Annotated in this window: 17 protein-coding genes; 7 read left to right on the top strand and 10 right to left on the bottom strand. The window is 68.3% G+C overall.

Annotated features, from left to right (window positions below; all coding sequences use genetic code 11):
* Positions 1–3 precede the first annotated feature (3 nt).
* Positions 4–774, top strand: a complete 771-nt coding sequence (locus HN018_RS05040; RefSeq protein ID WP_171834486.1) for an SDR family oxidoreductase — start codon at positions 4–6, stop codon at positions 772–774.
* Between the two features lie 6 nt (positions 775–780).
* Here HN018_RS05040 and HN018_RS05035 read toward each other — a convergent pair whose 3' ends face one another.
* Entirely contained in the window at positions 781–1,212 is a 432-nt protein-coding gene (locus HN018_RS05035) for an RES family NAD+ phosphorylase (RefSeq protein WP_171834485.1), read from the bottom strand.
* A 15-nt stretch (positions 1,213–1,227) separates the two neighbouring features.
* Positions 1,228–1,650 (bottom strand): type II RES/Xre toxin-antitoxin system antitoxin, encoded by a 423-nt coding sequence (gene parS, locus HN018_RS05030; protein ID WP_171834484.1) that lies wholly within the window; start codon positions 1,648–1,650, stop codon positions 1,228–1,230.
* Between the two features lie 114 nt (positions 1,651–1,764).
* On the opposite strand from parS, the gene HN018_RS05025 reads away from it, so the two are divergent.
* Positions 1,765–2,307: a GNAT family N-acetyltransferase gene (locus tag HN018_RS05025; RefSeq protein ID WP_171834483.1), complete on the top strand. Its 543-nt coding sequence runs from the start codon at positions 1,765–1,767 to the stop codon at positions 2,305–2,307.
* Here HN018_RS05025 and glgX read toward each other — a convergent pair.
* Positions 2,291–4,420 carry a glycogen debranching protein GlgX gene (gene glgX, locus HN018_RS05020; RefSeq protein WP_171834482.1) on the bottom strand — a complete coding sequence of 710 codons (2,130 nt, stop codon included), beginning with the start codon at positions 4,418–4,420 and terminating at the stop codon, positions 2,291–2,293. The genes HN018_RS05025 and glgX overlap by 17 nt on opposite strands.
* Positions 4,421–4,496: 76 nt before the next feature.
* Complete coding sequence (locus HN018_RS05015) at positions 4,497–7,880, bottom strand: AsmA-like C-terminal region-containing protein (RefSeq protein WP_171834481.1); 3,384 nt, start codon at positions 7,878–7,880, stop codon at positions 4,497–4,499.
* Between HN018_RS05015 and HN018_RS05010 the strand changes: the two genes are divergently transcribed.
* Together HN018_RS05010 and HN018_RS05005 are read left to right on the top strand one after the other, a co-directional pair.
* Positions 7,853–10,951 (top strand): bifunctional [glutamine synthetase] adenylyltransferase/[glutamine synthetase]-adenylyl-L-tyrosine phosphorylase, encoded by a 3,099-nt coding sequence (locus tag HN018_RS05010; protein ID WP_171834480.1) that lies wholly within the window; start codon positions 7,853–7,855, stop codon positions 10,949–10,951. The genes HN018_RS05015 and HN018_RS05010 overlap by 28 nt on opposite strands.
* A 104-nt stretch (positions 10,952–11,055) precedes the next feature.
* Positions 11,056–11,565: a peroxiredoxin gene (locus HN018_RS05005; protein WP_171834479.1), complete on the top strand. Its 510-nt coding sequence runs from the start codon at positions 11,056–11,058 to the stop codon at positions 11,563–11,565.
* A 29-nt stretch (positions 11,566–11,594) separates the two neighbouring features.
* Here HN018_RS05005 and HN018_RS05000 read toward each other — a convergent pair whose 3' ends face one another.
* Complete coding sequence (locus HN018_RS05000) at positions 11,595–11,975, bottom strand: hypothetical protein (RefSeq protein ID WP_171834478.1); 381 nt, start codon at positions 11,973–11,975, stop codon at positions 11,595–11,597.
* Between the two features lie 201 nt (positions 11,976–12,176).
* Positions 12,177–13,046: a LysR substrate-binding domain-containing protein gene (locus tag HN018_RS04995; protein ID WP_171834477.1), complete on the bottom strand. Its 870-nt coding sequence runs from the start codon at positions 13,044–13,046 to the stop codon at positions 12,177–12,179.
* An 82-nt stretch (positions 13,047–13,128) separates the two neighbouring features.
* Between HN018_RS04995 and HN018_RS04990 the strand changes: the two genes are divergently transcribed.
* Positions 13,129–14,370 (top strand): oxalate decarboxylase family bicupin, encoded by a 1,242-nt coding sequence (locus tag HN018_RS04990; protein ID WP_171834476.1) that lies wholly within the window; start codon positions 13,129–13,131, stop codon positions 14,368–14,370.
* 21 nt (positions 14,371–14,391) lie between these two features.
* On the opposite strand, the gene HN018_RS04985 is transcribed toward HN018_RS04990, so the two are convergent.
* From HN018_RS04985 to aat, 3 genes are all read right to left on the bottom strand, one after another.
* Positions 14,392–15,009 carry a hypothetical protein gene (locus HN018_RS04985; RefSeq protein ID WP_171834475.1) on the bottom strand — a complete coding sequence of 206 codons (618 nt, stop codon included), beginning with the start codon at positions 15,007–15,009 and terminating at the stop codon, positions 14,392–14,394.
* A 10-nt stretch (positions 15,010–15,019) separates the two neighbouring features.
* Complete coding sequence (locus HN018_RS04980) at positions 15,020–15,784, bottom strand: hypothetical protein (RefSeq protein WP_171834474.1); 765 nt, start codon at positions 15,782–15,784, stop codon at positions 15,020–15,022.
* Positions 15,785–15,848: 64 nt separating this feature from the next.
* Positions 15,849–16,535: a leucyl/phenylalanyl-tRNA--protein transferase gene (gene aat / locus HN018_RS04975; protein ID WP_171834952.1), complete on the bottom strand. Its 687-nt coding sequence runs from the start codon at positions 16,533–16,535 to the stop codon at positions 15,849–15,851.
* Positions 16,536–16,642: 107 nt separating this feature from the next.
* On the opposite strand from aat, the gene HN018_RS04970 reads away from it, so the two are divergent.
* On the top strand, positions 16,643–17,632 hold the full coding sequence (locus HN018_RS04970) for a 2-hydroxyacid dehydrogenase (protein ID WP_171834473.1): 990 nt from the start codon (positions 16,643–16,645) through the stop codon (positions 17,630–17,632).
* A complete protein-coding gene (locus HN018_RS04965) occupies positions 17,607–17,825 on the top strand; it encodes a hypothetical protein (protein ID WP_172443457.1) in 219 nt (72 codons plus the stop codon). Before HN018_RS04970 ends, HN018_RS04965 begins: the two co-directional genes overlap by 26 nt.
* Positions 17,826–17,858: 33 nt before the next feature.
* Here the strand turns inward: HN018_RS04965 and HN018_RS04960 are convergent, their stop codons facing one another.
* The gene (locus HN018_RS04960) at positions 17,859–18,713 is read right to left on the bottom strand and encodes an EcsC family protein (protein WP_171834471.1); all 855 of its coding nucleotides are present in this window, start codon (positions 18,711–18,713) and stop codon (positions 17,859–17,861) included.
* Between the last annotated feature and the right edge of the window lie 23 nt (positions 18,714–18,736).

Here is an 18,736-nt window from a genome sequence, read left to right as displayed (position 1 = left end):
GCCATGGTTTCGCTTGAGAAACGGCTCGACGGGAAGGTCTGCGTGATTGCCGGAGCCAGCAGCGATATCGGCCAGGCCGTCGCCCGCAGGCTGGAACTGGAAGGCGGCATTGTCATCGGCATCGACCGGCAGAACCATTCGGTCGGTTCGCTCAGCATCACGGCCGACCTGAGCGTCGAGGCTGAGGTCGTGGACGCGTTCGCCCGGATCCGGCGCGATGCGGGCCGTATCGACGTGCTCTATAACAATGCGGGCCTGATCCTGCCCGGCGATAAATCCGCCATCGAGACCAGCACCGAAACGCTCGACCTGATCTTCGCCGCCAACTTCCGCACGACCTGGCTGTGCTGCAAGCACGGCATCGCGTGCATGCTCCAGAACGATCCCGCAAAAGGCTCGGTCATCAATTCGAGCTCGTTCCTGGTCGGGATGGGCGCCGCGACCGCGCAGATGGCATACAACGCCGCCAAGGCCGCGGTCGCCCAGCTCAGCCGGGATCTCGGCACCCAGTTCGCCCGGCAAGGTATCCGCGTGAACGCGCTGGCACTTGGACCGATCGCGACGCCGCAGCTCGAGGCCGTCTTTGCCCGGATCGGCGAGGATGAGCGCGAACGCCGCTTCCAGCATATGCCGTTCGGCCGGTTCGGAACGCTGGAGGAACTTGCCGGGACGGTGGCCTACCTCGCCAGCGATGATTCGGGTTTCGTCACGGCGTCCATGTTCCCGCTCGATGGCGGCATACAGGGCGCGTTTACGGTTCCCGCCAGCCGCTGACCGAGATCAGGCGTCGGTCCAGAGGCGCTGGTCGAACGAGAATGCGCGGAGGGCGCCGATCCGGGCCCGCGCTGCATCCGGATGGGCCGGGTTCAGCAGCAGGTTGGTTGATTCCGCAACGATACTGGACGGAACCTCGAGAACCGGGGTTCGTCCCTCGCGCAGCCAGCGATCACCGAATGAAACGGTATCCGCCGGTCTGTCGCCGACGGCTTCCGTTCCGAGCCCTGTGAGGTCGATCGTCATCAGCACGTAGTCGGGCGGGATCAACGGGAACGGCAGATCGAGATGCACCCGGACTTCCAGGACACAGAGTGCTGCGTTCGATGCCGCATACAGCATGGGACGGCCGGGGCTGTTCCACCGCCCCCCATATTGGCGGGCGCCCTCGCCCAGCAGGTCGGCGAACGGTCTGCGGCACAGGCGCCAGGCGAACACGCCGCGATCCGTCGCTCAGGCGGCGATACCGTGCGAAATCCGTCCGAGCAGGGTCTCGACCTCGCGGGTACCCTGGTCGGTATCGAGGATCTGCAATGGGGCTTCACCACCAAGCGCCGTCGTTGGACGGCGGAGCCAGGTCTTGGCCCTCTCATCTTCGCCGAACGTCTCGCGCGCCATGACGATGATGCGCGCGACCCGGGCCAGCCGGTCGGACTGGTCAGGCGTTAGGGCGCCCAGCTTGCGACGGTGCGACAAGGTCTTGCGCGGCAGCACGATGCCGTCCAGTTCGGTCAGGGTGAGCCAGCCATCCTTCACCACGGCATCGACGATCTCGACCGGGAGGCCCGACCTCACCTGCGCGATCAGGTCACGGCCGGTCGCAATGCGCTCGATCGGGGAATTGCGGGGCATCGTCTTGACCGAACCGAGCGGCATAGGTGATCCCTTCCGGCGATATGCCACTGCAACGTGGGCATGTCATCCAGGGAATGCAAGGCTGGTCTTGCTGCGGGCCTTGTCCACCGGACTGTGGGCCGATAGCCATGGCCGATGCTGACACACCGGCTGGCGACCCACGCGGATATCCCTGCCCTGCGCGCGCTGATGGCGCTGGCGATCGACCGGCTGCAGATCGGCTTCCTGGACGAGCGCACCATCGCCGCCAGCCGCGCGATCATGGGGCTCGACACCCAGCTGATCACCGACGGAACCTACTTCGTCATCGAGGCTGACGGCGCCCTGGCCGGCTGCGGCGGCTGGAGCCGGCGGGCGACCCTTTTCGGCGGCAACCATGCGGCGGCCCGCGACGACACCCTGCTGGACCCGGCTTGCGAGCCTGCCAGGGTGCGGGCCATGTACACCCATCCCGCCTTCGTCCGGCGCGGGGTGGGCCGGCTGGTTCTGCAGCTTGCCGAGGCAGCGGCGCGGTCCGGCGGTTTCGGCAGCGCCGAACTTGCCGCCACCCTCGCCGGCGTGCCGCTCTATACCGCGTGCGGCTGGTCGGTGATCGAGCCGCTCCGGTCTGATCCGATCGACGGACAGTGCGTGCCGCTGGTGCGCATGGGCAAGCTTCTGGTCAGCTCTCCAGCTTGAACAGCATCAGCGACCGACCGACGACATCGCTGCTGGTGCCGATCGCATAGGCCCGGCCCGAGGTCATGCTCGGCCGGTTGGTGTCCAGGATCAGGTGCCAGTGCATGCCGCCGCTGCAGGGCGGCATGACGAACTCCACCTCGTCGTGACTGCCGTTCAGCACCATCAGCAGGGTCGCATCGGTACCGGGACGGCGTATGCCGCTGGTCTTGGCGCGACCATCCATCAGCATACCGAAGCAGCGTACCGACGGATCGTTCCAGTCCTGCGGACGCATCACCTCGCCGGTGCTGTTGATCCAGGTGACGTCGCGCACACCGAGATCCTCGTCGAAATCACCGGTCATGAACCGTTGCCGGCGCAGAATCGGGTAATCGTTCTTGAGTCGGATCAGGCGCTTCACGAACTGGTAGAAACCGGAGAACTGCTCCAGCCGGCTCCAGTCGACCCACGAAATATCGTTGTCCTGGCAATAGGCGTTGTTATTGCCCGACTGCGTGCGACCGAACTCGTCGCCGGCCAGGATCATCGGCGTGCCCTGGCTCAGCAGCAGCGTCGCCATCAGGTTGCGCATCTGCCGGTCACGCAGGGCCAGCACGGCCGGATCGTCGGTTTCGCCCTCGGCACCGCAGTTCCAGCTTGAATTGTTCGAGGTGCCGTCCTGGTTGTTCTCGCCGTTCGCCTCGTTGTGCTTCTCGTTGTACGAAACGATGTCGTGCAGCGTGAAGCCGTCATGGGCGGTGATGAAATTGACCGTCGACCAGGGCCTGCGACCGCGCCGGTTGAACTTGTCGGCGGACGCGCACAGCCTCTGCGCCAGTTCGGCCACCGACGCCTCGCTGCGCCAGAATGCCCGCACGGTATCGCGGTAGCTGTCGTTCCACTCCGCCCAGCCCGGTGGAAACCCGCCGACCTGGTAGCCACCGGGCCCGCAATCCCACGGCTCGGCGATCAGCTTCACATCGGAAAGTACGGGATCCTGGCGGCAACTATCCAGGAAGCCGCCACCCTCGTCGAAGCCGTAACTCTCGCGGCCCAGAATGGTGGCGAGGTCGAAGCGGAACCCGTCGACATGCATTTCGGTCACCCAGTAGCGCAGGCTGTCGGTGACCATCTGCAGCACGCGCGAATGGCTCAGGTTGAGCGTGTTTCCGGTGCCGGTATCGTTGATGTAGTTGCGTTCCTGCCCGGGCAGCAGCCGGTAGTACGACGTATTGTCGATGCCCTTGAACGACAGCGTCGGGCCCATCTCGTTGCCCTCCGCGGTATGGTTGTAGACCACGTCGAGAATGACCTCGAGGCCGGCCTCGTGCAGGCGTGCCACCATCGCCTTGAACTCGGAGACGTGGCTGCCGAGGCCGGATGCATAGCGCGGATCGGGCGCGAAGAAGCCGAGCGTGTTGTAGCCCCAGTAGTTGCTGAGCCCGGTCGCCGCGAGGTGGCCTTCGTCGGCGAACATGTGGATCGGCAGCAGCTCGATCGAGGTGACGCCGAGATCCTTCAGATGCGACACCACCTCCTCGGCGCCGAGCCCGACGAAGGTACCACCCTGGCCGAACCTCAACGCGGGGTGGCGGATGGTGTAGCCGCGCACATGCGTCTCGTAGAAGATCGTGCTTTCCCACGGCACCTTCGGCCGGCGGTCGCGTCCCCAGGTGAAGGCCGGATCGATCACCCGGCATTTCGGCACGAAGGCGGCGCTGTCCCGGGTGTCGAACGACAGGTCGCCGTCGGCATGGCCGATCTCGTAGCCGTAGATTTCCGGGACATGACGCAGCTCGCCGATATGCGCGAGCGCGTACGGGTCGAGCAGCAGCTTGTTCGGGTTGAAACGGTGGCCGGCATCGGGTGCATAGGCACCATGAACCCGGTAGCCATAGATCGTACCGGGACGGGCATCCGGCAGGTAGCCATGCCAGATCTCGTCGGTATATTCCGGCAGCTCGATCCGCGCGGTTTCCTGTTTCCCGGCCTGATCGAACAGGCAGAGCTCGACCTTGGTCGCATTGGCCGAGAACAGGGCGAAATTGACGCCGAGCCCATCCCAGGTCGCGCCCAGGGGAAACGGCAGGCCCTCGGAAATTCGTGGGGCCCGGAGCGTACGTCTGCTCATCGTTGATCTCTCCCTGGAGGTCGCGGGCACCGCGCGCACCTCCGGTCAAAGCCGCTTGCGGCCGTTCAGGTTTCGCCTACTCGAACAGGAGCCGGCGCAGGAAGCCCGGAGCCAGGGTCGAGAGCGCGTTCACATGCATGTCCGGCCCCGAGAACGGGCCCTTGATGCTGAGTGTCGCCGCCAGCACGCCGCCCCCTGTTTCGGGGCTGAGCAAGTGGCCGACGATCGGCAGCTTACCCGGAAGCTGGTTGATCGCCCAGGCCGGCACCACGGTCCCCTTCAGGTCGAGGCGTTGCCGGCCGAGATCGATGGGGCCCTGCAGGGTCACGCCGATCGCCGGGCTGTGCGCACGCGCATCGGTCAGCGTCACCACATTGCCGACCAGGCTGAAGGGCGCGACCAGCCGGGTCACCGCGAGTTGCGGGCTCGGCAACGCCGTCAGCCAGCCATAGATCGACAGGTTACGCAGGATCCGCGCGGCAAGCGGCGCATCGCGCACTATGAACCGGCCGATCTCTGCCGTGCCGGACAGCGGTGCCCCGGGAGCCGCATCGTCGAAGCGCGCATCCAGCCGAAGCGTGCCCCCCGACAGCGCATCGGTCACCCCGAGCGCCTGCAGCAGCAGCCCCATGTCGCGCGTGCTGCCGAGCAGATGCCGTCCACCCCGTTCCGGCGTCAGCCTGACCGACATGGCGGTCGGGCCGCTCGCATCGAGTCGCGCCAGCTCGATCTGCCGGCCATCGTCCTGCAGGTGCGCGGTGACACCCGACAACAGGGTCTTCGGGCTGACGTAGACCCGATCGAAGGCGAGGTCGGCGATCCAGGGCTGCGGCACCGTGGGCGGGCGCCGCGTGTTGCGAGCCGGCGGTCCGGCCTTGGCCAGCTTCGGCCGGCTGCTGTCGATCACCGTCGAGAGATCCAGCACCGGACCCTTCACGCTGACCCGGATCGCCTGCTTCCGGCCGCTGCCCTGCGGAAGCTCGATCCGCCCGGCGCCACTGCTGCGACCGAGCTCGAAATGACCGACGACCACCTGGCTGGCTCGCCCGTCGGCAACGGCGGCACGCGCCTCGACTACCAGGCCGGGGCCGGCCGCATGGATGCGGTCGATCGACACCAGATGACCCTGGTCCAGGCCGATCGTGGCAGACACATCGGCAGGTCGGCCGCGCGCCTTGCTCCAGACCTGGGTGGAGACGCCGAGGTCGGTCAGGTCGAGCCCGAGCGATACCTCCGACAAGCCGTTTCGATGTGCCACGTAACCGACCGCGAGGCGACCGCTGCCGTCAAGATTGTCCGAAGGATCGAGACCTTCCCGTTTCGCAGCCTCCGTCGTGACGACCCCCTCGACGTGCGCCTGCTCGGTCACCTGCTCCGGCGGCCCACCGCGAAAATCCATCGCGTAGTGGAGCACCGATTCGATGCCGCCGATCGCGCCGTTGCCATCGAGCGAGAGACCGTCCGCCGTTGCCGACAGGGACAGGTTTGCGTGGTCGAGCGCCCGGCCAGCGGCAACGTTGCCCAGGTGGACGTCCGTCATCAGGGACTGCGCGTGCACATGCAGCTGTTCCACCGAGATGTCGTTCTTCAGCGGCAGCTCCAGCTCCAGGTCGGTCTCGGAATGGCCGGCCGGATCGGTGAACGGGAGCGGATGTCGCGACAACAGCCTGAGACGCGGATGCGACAGCTCGGCCAGGAGATCGGGAAGACTGCCTGACAGGTGCGCCTTGATGGTGGCGATCTGGTCCTTGGCATTCAGCCCGGCGATCCGCATCGATGCCGCCGATACGATAATCGGGTGAGCGCCGGCAGGAGCGTCCGGCTTCGTCTCGACCGGCATGACCGCATGCGGCGCCTCGATCAGCACGGCGTCGGTGCCCTGGAAGGTCAGCCGGGCCTGCATGTCGTGCAGCGGGGCGATCGGCCGCAGCCACCAGAGGGTCAGCCCGCTGGCGTCGAACCCGCCGGTCCGCCCGGTCTCGGCCAGCTTCGACCAGCCCTGGTCGCCGGCAAGGGTGCTCTCGACATGCAGGTTGCGGGCCTCGCCCTCGGTGATGTTCGCGGTGATCCATTTGCGTGCGCCCGCCGCCGCCTGGCTCGGCCAGTATTGCGCCAGGCCGGGAAAGCCGATGCGCGGGATATCGACGCTGAATGCCGCGCGGATGCGCATCGGGTCGGCGAGCCGGTCCAGCGACATCGTGCCGTGCGCATGCAGCTCCGGGCCCGTCGCCGCCCGGTCCGGATCGGCAGCGTCGCGCAGCTTCAGGTCGGCCTGCAGCAGTCGCAGCGTGACGGCACCGTCAGCCTGGTCGGGCATCTCTGCATCGGCCCGGATCAGGCCGCTCGCGACCCGGAGCACGGTGCCCGGCTCATGCACCTCGCCCTGTCCGAGCCGGGCCGAGATGGTGGCCCGGAGAGGTTCCATGAAGCGTCCAGGGCCGTTCGCGAAGGTCACATCGAGCGTCGGCGCCACCGGCAGCGCCAGGGCCTGCAATGGTCCCAGGATCGGCAGCTCGCCGACCAGATCGGCCGGGACGATCGGATCGAGGGTGACGTGCCAGAGGATCTTCCCGCGATCGGTGCCGGTGGTCCCGCTGCCGCGCAGCGCCGCCTGCCGCCCGGCGATGCGCAGGATCGCACCGAATTGCCCGACGATCCCCCCCTGGTCCGATGTTCCCCCGGACCCGCCGGTGACTGCGCCCGGCGGTCGCGCATCGATCTCGACGTCACGCACGGTCCAGTCCTGGCCGACCACCAGGTCGTGCACAGCCACCTGCATGTCCGACACATGCACCCGGCTCAGCTCGTTCCACCGCATCATCGGGCCGGAGTTGCCGCCGGTGTGCCGCGGCTGCACCGGACCGAGCCCGATCCCGATCCCGTTCACGCCGTCGCGTCTGAGGTTGAGGCGCGCTCCGGACACATCGACCTCGATGATCGACAGCTGCGCCCGCAGCAGGGGAACCGCCGCCAGGCTGATCCGGATGCGATCGACATGATCGACGATCGGCCCGTCCGGCCGCCTGATGGTGACGTCCTCCAGCCGTATCGTGACCGGCGCGCCCCTGCCGTCATGGAACCCGCGCCAGTCCAGCCGGACCCGGCCGATATCGAGAACGCCCCAGGAGTGGCCGAACGGCACCAGTCCGTTCGTCTCTCCACCGAGCTCGACCGGGGTGAAGACATGCGCCGCCCAGGTCATGTCGAGCGGGCCGGACGACAGGCGCAGGGCGATGCCGAATACGCCCAGCACACCGAGGACCAGCACGGCGAGCAGCGGCCGCACCACCAGCCGGAGCAGGCCGTGACCCAGTGAAGATCCAGCACGGACCATCGCGTGCGGACGGGGAGCCGCCGCTCGCCCTGCTTGACCATGTTCCTGCACCGGGGTCACCGTGCCGCCGTGCGCGAGGTCGGATGGGGACGGGCAGGATGGCGACCGGTTTCCAGCTTCCCGCACTCTGGCCGCTGCCTGCCGATCCGGTGACGGCGGCATCTTTGGCCCAGGACCTCTCGGCGCATCCGGATATGCAGACCCCGGCAGCAACGGCGCTGATCGCCTGTCTCGGCGGCAACAGCCCATTCCTGTCCGACCTGGTGCGCCGCGAGCGGGAGGTGTTCGCGCGGATGCTGGTCGAAGGACCGACGCATGTCGCCGCGGCCGCTATCCGGCAGTTGCGCACGCTCAAGGCGGCGACGCCACGGGCCGAGATCGCCGCCGGCCTGCGTCGTGCCAAGCGCCAGGTAGCACTCGCCGCGGCGGTCGCCGATCTCGGCGGGCTCTGGAGCCTGGAACAGGTGACCGGCACGCTCTCCCTGCTGGCCGAGGCGTCGCTCAGGGTCGCCAGCGCGCATCTGCTGCTGGCCGCGAGCCGCGCCGGGCAGTTGCCGCTTGCCGACCCGCGCATGCCCGAGCGTGACTCCGGCTTCGTGGTGCTGGCGATGGGCAAGCTCGGCGCCCGCGAGCTCAACTATTCTAGCGATATCGACCTGGTGCTGCTCTACGACCCCGCGATCCTGGACCTGGAGGGAAAGCGCGACGATCTCGGCCGGATCTTCAGCCGGCTGGCGACGGACCTGGTGTCGTTGATGGAGGCTCGCGACGCCGACGGGTACGTGTTCCGGATGGATCTGCGGCTGCGCCCGGATCCCGGCGCCACGCCTCCCGCGGTCTCGCTGCCCGCGGCGATCGCCTATTACGAGAGCTACGGCCAGAACTGGGAGCGCGCCGCGATGACCAAGGCGCGCCCGGTCGCCGGGGATCTCGGCTGCGGCGACCGGTTCCTGGACAGCATCCGTCCGTTCGTCTGGCGACGTCACCTCGATTTCGCGGCGATCGAGGACATCCACGCGATGAAGCGCCGGATCGACCTGCACAAGCCGTCGCCGGCGCGACGCTTCGGAGCCAGCGAGGCGGTCGTCCAGCCGCCCGGCGGGCTCGAGGGCGACGACCCGGTCGGCGCGCTGCTCGGCCACGACGTCAAGCTCGGGCATGGCGGCATTCGGGAAATCGAGTTCATCGCCCAGACCCTGCAACTTGTCTGGGGCGGGCGCGAACCGGCGCTGCGCGAGCCGACCACCCTGGGTGCGCTGTCCCGCCTGGCCGATGGCGGCTACCTGAAGCGCGGCACCGCGGACTCGCTCTGCCGCGCCTATCGGTTGCTCCGCAGCGTCGAGCACCGGCTGCAGATGCAGGCGGATCGCCAGACGCACAGCCTGCCGGGAACGCGGCACGGGCTGGAGGCATTCGCCCTGTTCATGGGCTACCCCGACGGCAATGCGTTCGGCAGCGCCCTCCTGCCGGTGCTTCGCCGCACCCGCGCCCGGTTCCAGCGGATGTTCCGGGGCCGGATCGGCCAGGCCGACGATGCCGACCGGCCGGGGCTGCAGGATAGCGGCCTGGCACCGTTCGACCTCGACGGCGCCGACCTGCCGGGCCAGCTTCACGCACTCGGCTTCCCATCGAGCCCGCAGGCGCTCGATATCCTTCACGGCTGGCGCGGCGACCGGCTGCGCGCGCTGCGCGACCCGCGCGCGCGCCGGCTGCTGCACGGCCTGATGCCGGCTTTGCTGCATGCCCTCGCCGGCCAGCGCGATCCGGTGGCGGCACTGGTGCGGTTCGACACGCTGCTGTCGCGGCAGAGCGCCGGCGTGAACCTGCTGTCGCTGTTCGGCCGCAACCCGGCCCTGCTGAGCCGGATCGCCACCGTTCTCGGCGCATCGCCGTCGCTCGCCGACCATCTCGCCGCGGTCCCGTCCGCACTCGAGGGCCTGCTGGTGCCCGAGGATGGCAGGCAGGCCGGACGCACGCTGCTGCGCATCCTGGACCAGCAGATGCGGGCGGCGCGCGATACCGAGGAGGCGATCCGGATCGCGCACACCCTGGTGCGCGGCGAGGAGTTCCGGTTCTGCGTGGCCCAGTTGGAAGCACGCCTGGATGTGGATGCGGCCGGCGAGGCCCGCAGCGCACTGGCGGAACAGGTCATCACGCGGATGCTCGACCATGTGCTGGCCGAGCACCGGGCCCGCTATGGACTGGTACCCGGTGGCGGCATGGCGGTGGTTGCGCTGGGCAAGGCCGGCTCGCGTGAGATGATGAACGGCTCCGACCTGGACCTGATGCTGGTCTACGACCATCCGGAGGCGGTCACCGAGAGCGTTCCCTGCATCGGCAGGCGCGGTTCCGGACGGATCGGCGAGGCGCCCGGACCACCGCCGCGGGCGATCGCCACCAGCCAGTATTACACCAGGCTGGTGCATGCCCTGATCGCCGCCCTCACCGCGCGGGGTATCGAGGGACCGCTCTACGCGCTCGACATGCGGCTGCGCCCATCCGGCAACACCGGCCCGGTCGCGGTCTCGCTCGGCGCGTTCCGCCGGTATCATGCCGAACAGGCCTGGACCTGGGAACGGATGGCGCTGTCCCGCGCCCGGGTGGTCGCCGGTCCGGGACCGTTGCGCCGCATCGTGTCCGAGGCGATCGGCGCGGCGCTCTCGGTGCTGCCACGACAGACTGGCGAGGCGCCGCCAATGCCCGGGATCGATGCCACCGGGATGCTGTTCCACGACGCCAGCGCCATGCGGTCCCGGCTGGCCCGCGACCTGCCGCCGCACGGACCATGGGACGTGAAGCTGCGGTCCGGCGGGCTGATGGAGGTCGAGTTCATCGCCCAGGTCCTGCAGCTCGCCAGCCTCGATCCCGGCGTCCGGCATCCGACCACGCGCACCGCGTTCGCCAGGCTGGCCCGTGCGGGCATGCTGTCGCGGGCCGATGCGGGGCTGTTGATCGAGGCGGACCGGTTCTGGCGCGACATCCAGGGAATGCTGCGAATCCTGCTGGGCGTCGCGGGTCGCGGCGACCTCCCCGACGATCTGCGGGACGTCCTGCCGGAACCGGTGATCGAGGCGCTGCTGCGTGGCGTGTCGATGCAGGTGGAGGGACTGGCCGGGCTGGTCGCCCGGCGCGACACGGTCGCGCATTCGGTGCGATCCGCGTTCCTGCGCCTGGTCGGGCCGGTCAGGCCCGGATGATCGCGACGCGGTCATGGCTGTCCGCGATGCGCCTGCACCTCTAGCTTGGATGGACGGATGGGGCGAACAGCCGGACGCATCGCCCCAGGATAGAGAGGAACACCATGCACACCATCCCCGACATCGACGTTCCGGGATCAACTCTCGAGCCGGGCGACCTGGTCCCGGACTTCGACCTGGCCGCCAGCCTCGGCCGCCGCGTCAGCCGCGACGGCTTCAAGGGCCGGCCGTTCGTGATGTATTTCTATCCCAAGGCCGACACGTCCGGCTGCACCCGCCAGGCCTGCGACTTCGAGCAGGCGCTGGCCGCGCTGAACGACGCGGGGGCCAAGGCCGGCCTGGCGCTGGTCGGTGTGTCTCGCGACCCGTTGAAGGCGATCGACCGGTTCGCCGCGAAATACACCCTGACCTTCCCGCTGGCGTCCGACGCGGACGGCACGGTGGTCGAGGCCTATGGGGTCTGGACCGAGAAATCGATGTACGGGCGGACATACATGGGGATCGACCGCTCGACCTTCTTGGTCGATGGCGAGGGCCGGCTCGTCCGTTCATGGCGCAAGGTCAAGGTGCCCGGCCATGTGGCGGACGTGCTCAAGGCTGCCGCCGCCCTTTAGGCGGCGGCGGGATCAGGCGTCCCGAAAGATCAATAGCCCGGCTGGTAGTAGCCCGGCTGCTGGTAATAGCCCGGCTGCTGGTAAGCACCGGGCGGCGGCGGGCCATAATAGCCGGGTGCCGGCTGCGCGTAGATCACCGGGGGCGGTGCATAGACGACCGGCGGTGGCGGTGCGGAATTGGCGTAGATCCCGGCACCGAGCACACCGATCAGGGCGCCGGCCGCAAGACCGCCGATCAGGGCGCCGCCGTGGCCGCCGCCATGGTGCCAGCCGCCGCCGCGTCCGCCGCCGTAGCCCCGGCCATAGCCACCGCCATGATGCCACTCTGCCTGCGCCGACGGTGCTGCAGCGAGGGCGAGCCCGGAGGCCAGCACCGGAACGGCCAACCAGAGACGCAAACTGTTGATCATGACGCAAACCCTTTCCACTGGAACGTCGATGCCGAACGGCACCCGGATCGGACTGTCGCCGGCCCTGCTCCGACGGTGACCGGCTGTTGCCGGACACCGCATCTTCATCGTCACCATGGACGGGAGACATGGCTATTTGCCGACCAACACAAGGCGACTATGTAACAAATCGTTGCAACACGCACTTGGTATCGGGCCGGCTCACGCCGATTGCTGCCGCAACTGCGCCGAGCCTGCGCTGATCGCATCGACCAGGGCGGCGACCGGCCCATCGAACCGGCTGCCGCGGCCGAGCACGACGATGTCGATCATCGGCAGGGGTGGCAGGCCGGCCTCCTCCGACATCACGACGAGGTCGCGGCCGGCCAGCATGGCGGACTGGGCGGACACCCCGAACCCGGCACGCAGCGCTGCCAGCAGGGCGCTCAGGCTGTCGCTGCCGAAGGCGAGCCGCCAGTGGCGACCCTGGTCGTTCAGCGTCTCGATCGCCGCCTTCCGGGTGATGCTGGCGCCGGGATAAAGGACCAGCGGCACGGGCTGCAGCGGGTCGAGCAGCATCCCCGGACTGCCCAGCCAGATCAGCCGCTCCTGCCAGATGGTGACGCCGCGCGGGTCGCTGGACATGCGCTTGGTGAAGATCAGGTCCAGGCCGCCTGCCTCCAGCCGCGTATACAGGTCGCTGCTCAGACCGACATGGAGGTCGAGATCGACGAGCGGGTGGTTCATCCGGAAGGTGCCCAGGATCTCGGGCAGGCGCGACAGCACCAGATCCTCCGAGATCCCGAAGCGCAGCGGACCGCGCAGCACCGTGGGATCGAAATAGGACAGGGCGCGGTCGTGCGCCGCGATGATGTCCCGCGCGAGGCCGACCATCGCGACACCGTCCGCGGTCAGCCCCACCTGTCTGGTGCTGCGCAACAGCAGGGTCCGGCCGACCACCGCTTCCAGGCGGCCGACATGATCGCTCACGGTCGACTGGCTGAGACCGAGTTGCCGCGCCGCCGCTGTGAACTGCAGTGTCCCGGCGACGGCGAGGAAAGAGCGCAGGAGGTTTTGATCGAGAGGGTCCATCGGATCTTACAATAAATTTAGTTTGATTAATCGGCAAGTCCAATAAACAGGTCACAACAAATCACCTGTTGGGACCAGTGCCATGAACCCTCTCCCTCGCCGCGGCCTGCTTGCAGCTGCCGCCGGCCTCGGCGCAGTTACCGCGGCCCGCGCCGCCTCCTTCGGCAATCCCGACATGCCGCCACAAGGCAGGATAAATGCCCTGGCGACGCCCACGGGCCTGACCAATCCGGGACCGCAAAATCCGGCGCTGGCGGGGCAGTTTCCATCGTTCCAGGATCCGCCTGCGACCGATGTCGACGGCATGCCGCTGTTCTGGGCCTCGTTCAACAATGCCCACCGGCGGATCCAGAATGGCGGCTGGGCACGGGAGGTCACGCAGGCGGACTTTGCGATCTCGGAAAGCATCTCGGGCGTCAACATGCGGCTGGCGCCCGGCGGCATCCGCGAGATGCACTGGCACCAGCAGGCCGAGTGGGCGATCATGCTCACCGGCAACTGCCGCATCACCACGATCGACGAGCAGGGCCGGCCCAGCATCGACGACGTCGCCGCCGGCGACCTCTGGTATTTCCCGCCCGGCCTGCCGCACTCGCTGCAGGGCATCGGGCCGGATGGCGCCGAGTTCCTGCTGGCGTTCGACAACGGCATGGCATCGGAGTTCAACACGCTGCTGCTGACCGACTGGCTGGCGCATACGCCGCCGGAGGTGCTTGCATTGAACTTCAATGTGCCTGCCGAGACCTTCAAGAATATCCCGCTGTCGAATTTGTGGATCTTCGAGGGCAAGGAGCCTGGCCCGCTCGCGGAGGATCGCAAGGCGGTCGACGCGGTGGCCGGGGCCGAGCCTGTGATATTCCACCTGTCGGCGATGACCCCGAACAAGGTTACCGCCGGGGGCCGGGTGCAGATCGCCGACAGCCGCAACTTCCCGATCTCGAAGACTGTCGCAGCGGCCCTGGTGACCGTCGAGCCGGGCGGCATGCGCGAGCTGCACTGGCATCCGAACGCCGACGAGTGGCAGTACTACATCAAGGGCGAGGCGCGGATGACGGTGTTCAACACCGGGCCCAAGGCGCAGACCGCCGACTTCCGCCCCGGCGACCTCGGCTACGTCAAGAAGAGCCTCGGCCACTACATCCAAAACACCGGCAAGACCGAACTGCAGTTCCTGGAGATCTTCAAGACCGACCGCTACGCCGAGGTTTCCCTCTCTGACTGGCTGACCCATGCGCCGCCGCAACTGGTGGCGCAGCACCTGAACATCGATCCGTCGGTGATCGGCCGCTTCCCCAGGAACCGTCCCGACGTTGTTCCGGCCTGAGGTCGATCGGGGGGAGTCTGCCTAGGGTGCCCGGGCGGCAGGTCGCTGCAGGCTGAAGCCCGCCGGCACGTCGAACAGCGTCGGGTCCTGCCGGTCGAAGGTGACCCGGACCGCCTGAACCAGGACATGGTCCGCCTGCATCGCACGCAGCAGGACCCCGTCCCCGGTCAGGCAGACCACGCTCTGGTTGCCGGAATCGTCGCGTGTGCGCCAGTCGGTGCAGCCGACCCCGGCGATCGTCTGTGGGCCGAGGCGGGTATAGTCGCCGGTCGCACGTGTTCCCGGCGTGGCAATCGGACCGCCCGGTGCGGGGATCGAGGTGGCGATGCGCTGTCCCGGCTGGACCATGATCAGCTGCCCGGCCCGGTAGTCGGTGATCATGTAGGTGCCCGGCCCGGGAGGGTCGACCCGCTGCCGCTGCAGGCCGGCGGCAAACCGCATACGCTGCTCGATCGCCTTCACCGGTTCCCCGGCCCGGCTGCCGGCTTGCCCGGCCGGAGCCGGAAGCGGAACCGCATAGAGCACGTCGACATCGTGCTGCGGGACCACGTACGGATGGTCCGGAGCCTGCGCATGGCCTGCCGCCGCCATCCAAAGCAGCAGAACCGGCGCCAGCAGCACGATGGATCTCACCATCATCGGGGCCCCATCACTGACCCTGCACGTTGCCCGGCGCGATGTTCTGCGGTCCCGCCCCCGCCTGGGGCGTGAAGCCGGCCTGGGGTCCCGACAGGGCAGGTCCACCCTGGCCTGGTCCGCCGTTCATCCCGGCCCCCATATTCTGCGGGTGCGCGGTGCGCTGGTAGCCGGGCGGCGGTGCGAACAGGGCCGCGGCCAGCGGGCCATACTGCACCGTCTGCGCCACCAGCTCGCCGCGCGCACCCTGGCCATCGACACCGGACTCGCTCAGCACGACGCCGTCCGCCGACACGCAGGCGGTCGCGCCGCCCTTGGGCGTGGCGATCGCCCACTGCGTGCAGGCAAGCCCGGCGACGCTGCCGGTGCCGGTGCGGGTAAAGTGCATCGAGGCATCCAGCACGAACGGCGAGCGGACTTCCTCCTGCTCGGGGATCTGCATAAAGATGCGAGGCCCGTTCAGCACCACCGTCATGATCTTGGCCTCGCGATCGAGGATCATCTGGCCCTGGCTGTTGCCGTCCTGGCCGGCCGGACCATCCACGCGCATCAGACCGCCGCCGCCACGAAAGTAGACATGGACCGGCTCGGGCTCGGGCGCTCCCTCGGGCTGCACGCTGTAGAGCACCGAGACATCGCGGGTCGGCATGAGCTGCGGACCGATACCTGCCTGCGCCGGCGCCACCACCGTTGGGCTCGCTATCTGTGCCTGGGCGGAAACGGTGCCGGCCGCCATGGTCGCCAGCAGTGCCGACAACCCGATGCTTGCTGAGCGCATACTCATCTCCTTCGTGTGGGACGCGGACATGGCGTCCGCCTGCCATTGCCTGTCAATGCCATTCTCACGGATTCGTGAGCATGGGGAATTCGGTCTCCCGGCCAAGGCCGGCGATCGCACCGGCCAGGGCATCGGCCGCGGGTGCAGCCACCCACTTCGCCTGGCTGGCGACCGCCAGGCCGAGCCGATGCCGATAGACCGCCCGGGGAATCTCCAACGCACCGAACTGGGCCAGATGTTCCGTGGTGAATTGGGTATCCAGCAGGGTGAAACCACCAAGCTGCAGGCGTGCAACCAGATGGACGAGGGCGATTTTCGATGCGTCCCGGGCCCGGCTGAACATGCTCTCGCCGAAAAACGCGCCGCCGATCGCCACTCCATACAAGCCACCGACCAGTTCGCCGTCGTGCAGGCACTCGATGCTGTGGCCGTGACCCTGACGATGCAGCTGGGTGAACAGCCGCTCGATCTCGGGATTGATCCAGCTTTCCTCGCGCCCCGACGCGGACGCGGCACATGCGGCGATCACCGCCTCGAACCGCTGGTCGGCGGTGACGACGTACGGGCTCGACAGCACGGTGCGGCGCAGGCGACGCGAGAGATGGAACGTCTCGAGCGGCAGCACGCCGCGCATCTCGGGATCCAGCCAGTAGAGTTCCTCGGAATCCCGTTTCTCCGCCATCGGGAACAGCCCGACCCGATAGGCCTGAAGCAACAGCTCGGCCGTCAGGGAAGGCGAGGATTTCAGCATGTCCTGATGATGGGGCACCGCGTCACGCCGGAGAAGGCCCCGCATGAGCGGGATCAGGCCCTGGCCCGCACCCTTCGCGTTTTGCCGAAGCGGCTTTAGGAGAGACCATGAGCCAAGCCATCCCAAGCCTACCCGCCCGACCGCGCCTGGTCGGCAGCCAGGACATGCCGCCCATGGTGGCGGCCCGGATCGAGGCCGAGTTCGAGGCTCCGGCGCTGCCGCTGGTCATGCTGTCGCCGGACCAGTTGCTGGAGGCAGCACTGGCCCATCGGCCGGAGGCGTTGCTGGTCACCAGCGGCACCAGCGTGCCGGCGGCGCTGATCCACGCGCTGCCCGACTGCGTCCGTCAGGTGGCGACGGTGAGTGTCGGGTTCGACCATATCGATCGCCGCGCGCTGCAGGATCGCGGCATCATCCTGACCAACACCCCCGACGTGCTGACCGACTGCAACGCCGACCTCACCTTCATGCTGATCCTCGGCGCCTGCCGGCGCGCGACCGAGTATGCCGCGGTCATTCGCAGCGGATGGGGCCGCCCGCTCGGGATGACCGAACTGCTCGGCATCCAGGTCACCGGCAAGACCCTGGGCATCGTGGGCATGGGCCGCATCGGGCGGGCGGTCGCACGCCGGGCGCGCGGCTTCGGCATGCAGGTGCTGTATCACAACCGGACCAGGCTGCCGCCCGAACTGGAACAGGAGGCGATCTTCGTATCAGATCTCGATGCGATGCTGCCCCGCTGCCAGGTGCTGAGCCTGCATGTGCCCGGCGGACCGAATACCAACACGCTGATCGGCACCCGCCAGCTGGCGCTGCTGCCGGACCGGGCCGTGCTGGTGAATGCCGCGCGTGGCTCGCTGCTGGACGAGGATGCGCTGTTCGCCGCACTCGACAGTGGGCGGCTGTCTGCGGCCGGGCTCGACGTATTCCGAAACGAGCCCTCCATCGACATCCGCTTCCTCGATCATCCGAAGCTGTTCCTGACGCCGCACGTCGGCAGCGCCACGATGGAGACCCGGACGGCGATGGGCCTCCGCGCCCTGGACAACATCGCCAGCATCCATGCCGGCAATGGGCCCCTGGATCTGGTCGCATGAAGAGTGGCAGCACCACGAGCGGGGACTGCTGATGTACATGGCCACGGTCTTCACGGTGTTCGCGCTGATATCCGGCGGACTCGGCCTGATGATGCCGCATCTGGTGCATCGGCTGGGCTTCCGGATGATGCTGATCTACCTGGCATTCGCGGTCGTGGCGGCGACGCTCAACCTCCTGAAACGGAGAAGCTGACGTCGCCCTGCCCCGGCGGGAGGCCGATGCGCCTCAGGTGGTGGCGACGCGTTCGGCTAGGTTATGGCGGATGGACTCGACCGCCTCCCGCACGCCCGTGCCGTGCGTGCGCTCCAGTCGCCTGATGGTGAAATGCGCCCGCGCCAGGGAGCGGTAGTGCGAGAGGAATGCAGCGTTCAGCGATGCCCCGCACAGCGCGCCGGCCACCGGCATCATCTGCAGGGCAACCTTGCGGGACAGTGCGAGCCCGTAATGCGATGCGACTTCCGACAGCAGCATGACCACCGGCCGGCCGCGCAGTACCGCACGCGCCGAGAAGTAGCCGAGCTCGCTCTGTTCCTCGGATGCCTCGATCGGCCGCAGCGCGAACACCTCGAGACAGGCCCGGCGTGCATCCGGGGTGGACAGGTCCTCGCCTTCCTCGCGGGCGATCCGGGCGATCTCGCGCATGATGGTGAGGGTGGTGAACCCTATATCGGGCAACAGCCCGGTAAAGCCGGCCAGGCCTCCGAGTGCTCCCGAGACCGTCACGGCACCGTGGGTCACGTGCTCGCGCCAGCGCCGCCGCTGGCCGGCTTCCGCCAGCGCGCTTCCGGTGATTGGCTGCTTCAATCCGACGACGGCGATGTCGAAGGCGCGCGAGATGGAGCTTTCGGCAACCCCGCGCAATTTCGCCTGCAGGCCGGGCGCCAGACCGAGGCCCTTTACACCGAGGCGGGTCGCCTGACCGACCGCGCCGCCCATCAGGTCGGCAAGGCGGACCAGGACGCCACGACCCGATTCGAGCTGCTCGAGGACGCGCTGCAATTCGCCGCGGGCCGATGGGCTGAGCCCGATCGAGGCAAGACCGCTCACAGGGGACAGGTCGGTCCGTGTGGTGGCACTCATGGGCTTCTCCTTTTGACCAGCCA

The sequence above is a fragment of the Lichenicola cladoniae genome, from assembly GCF_013201075.1.
Taxonomy (GTDB): Bacteria; Pseudomonadota; Alphaproteobacteria; order Acetobacterales; family Acetobacteraceae; genus Lichenicola; species Lichenicola cladoniae.
The sequence above is the reverse complement of the archived record's forward strand: the minus strand, read 5'-3'. Positions and strand labels throughout refer to the sequence as shown.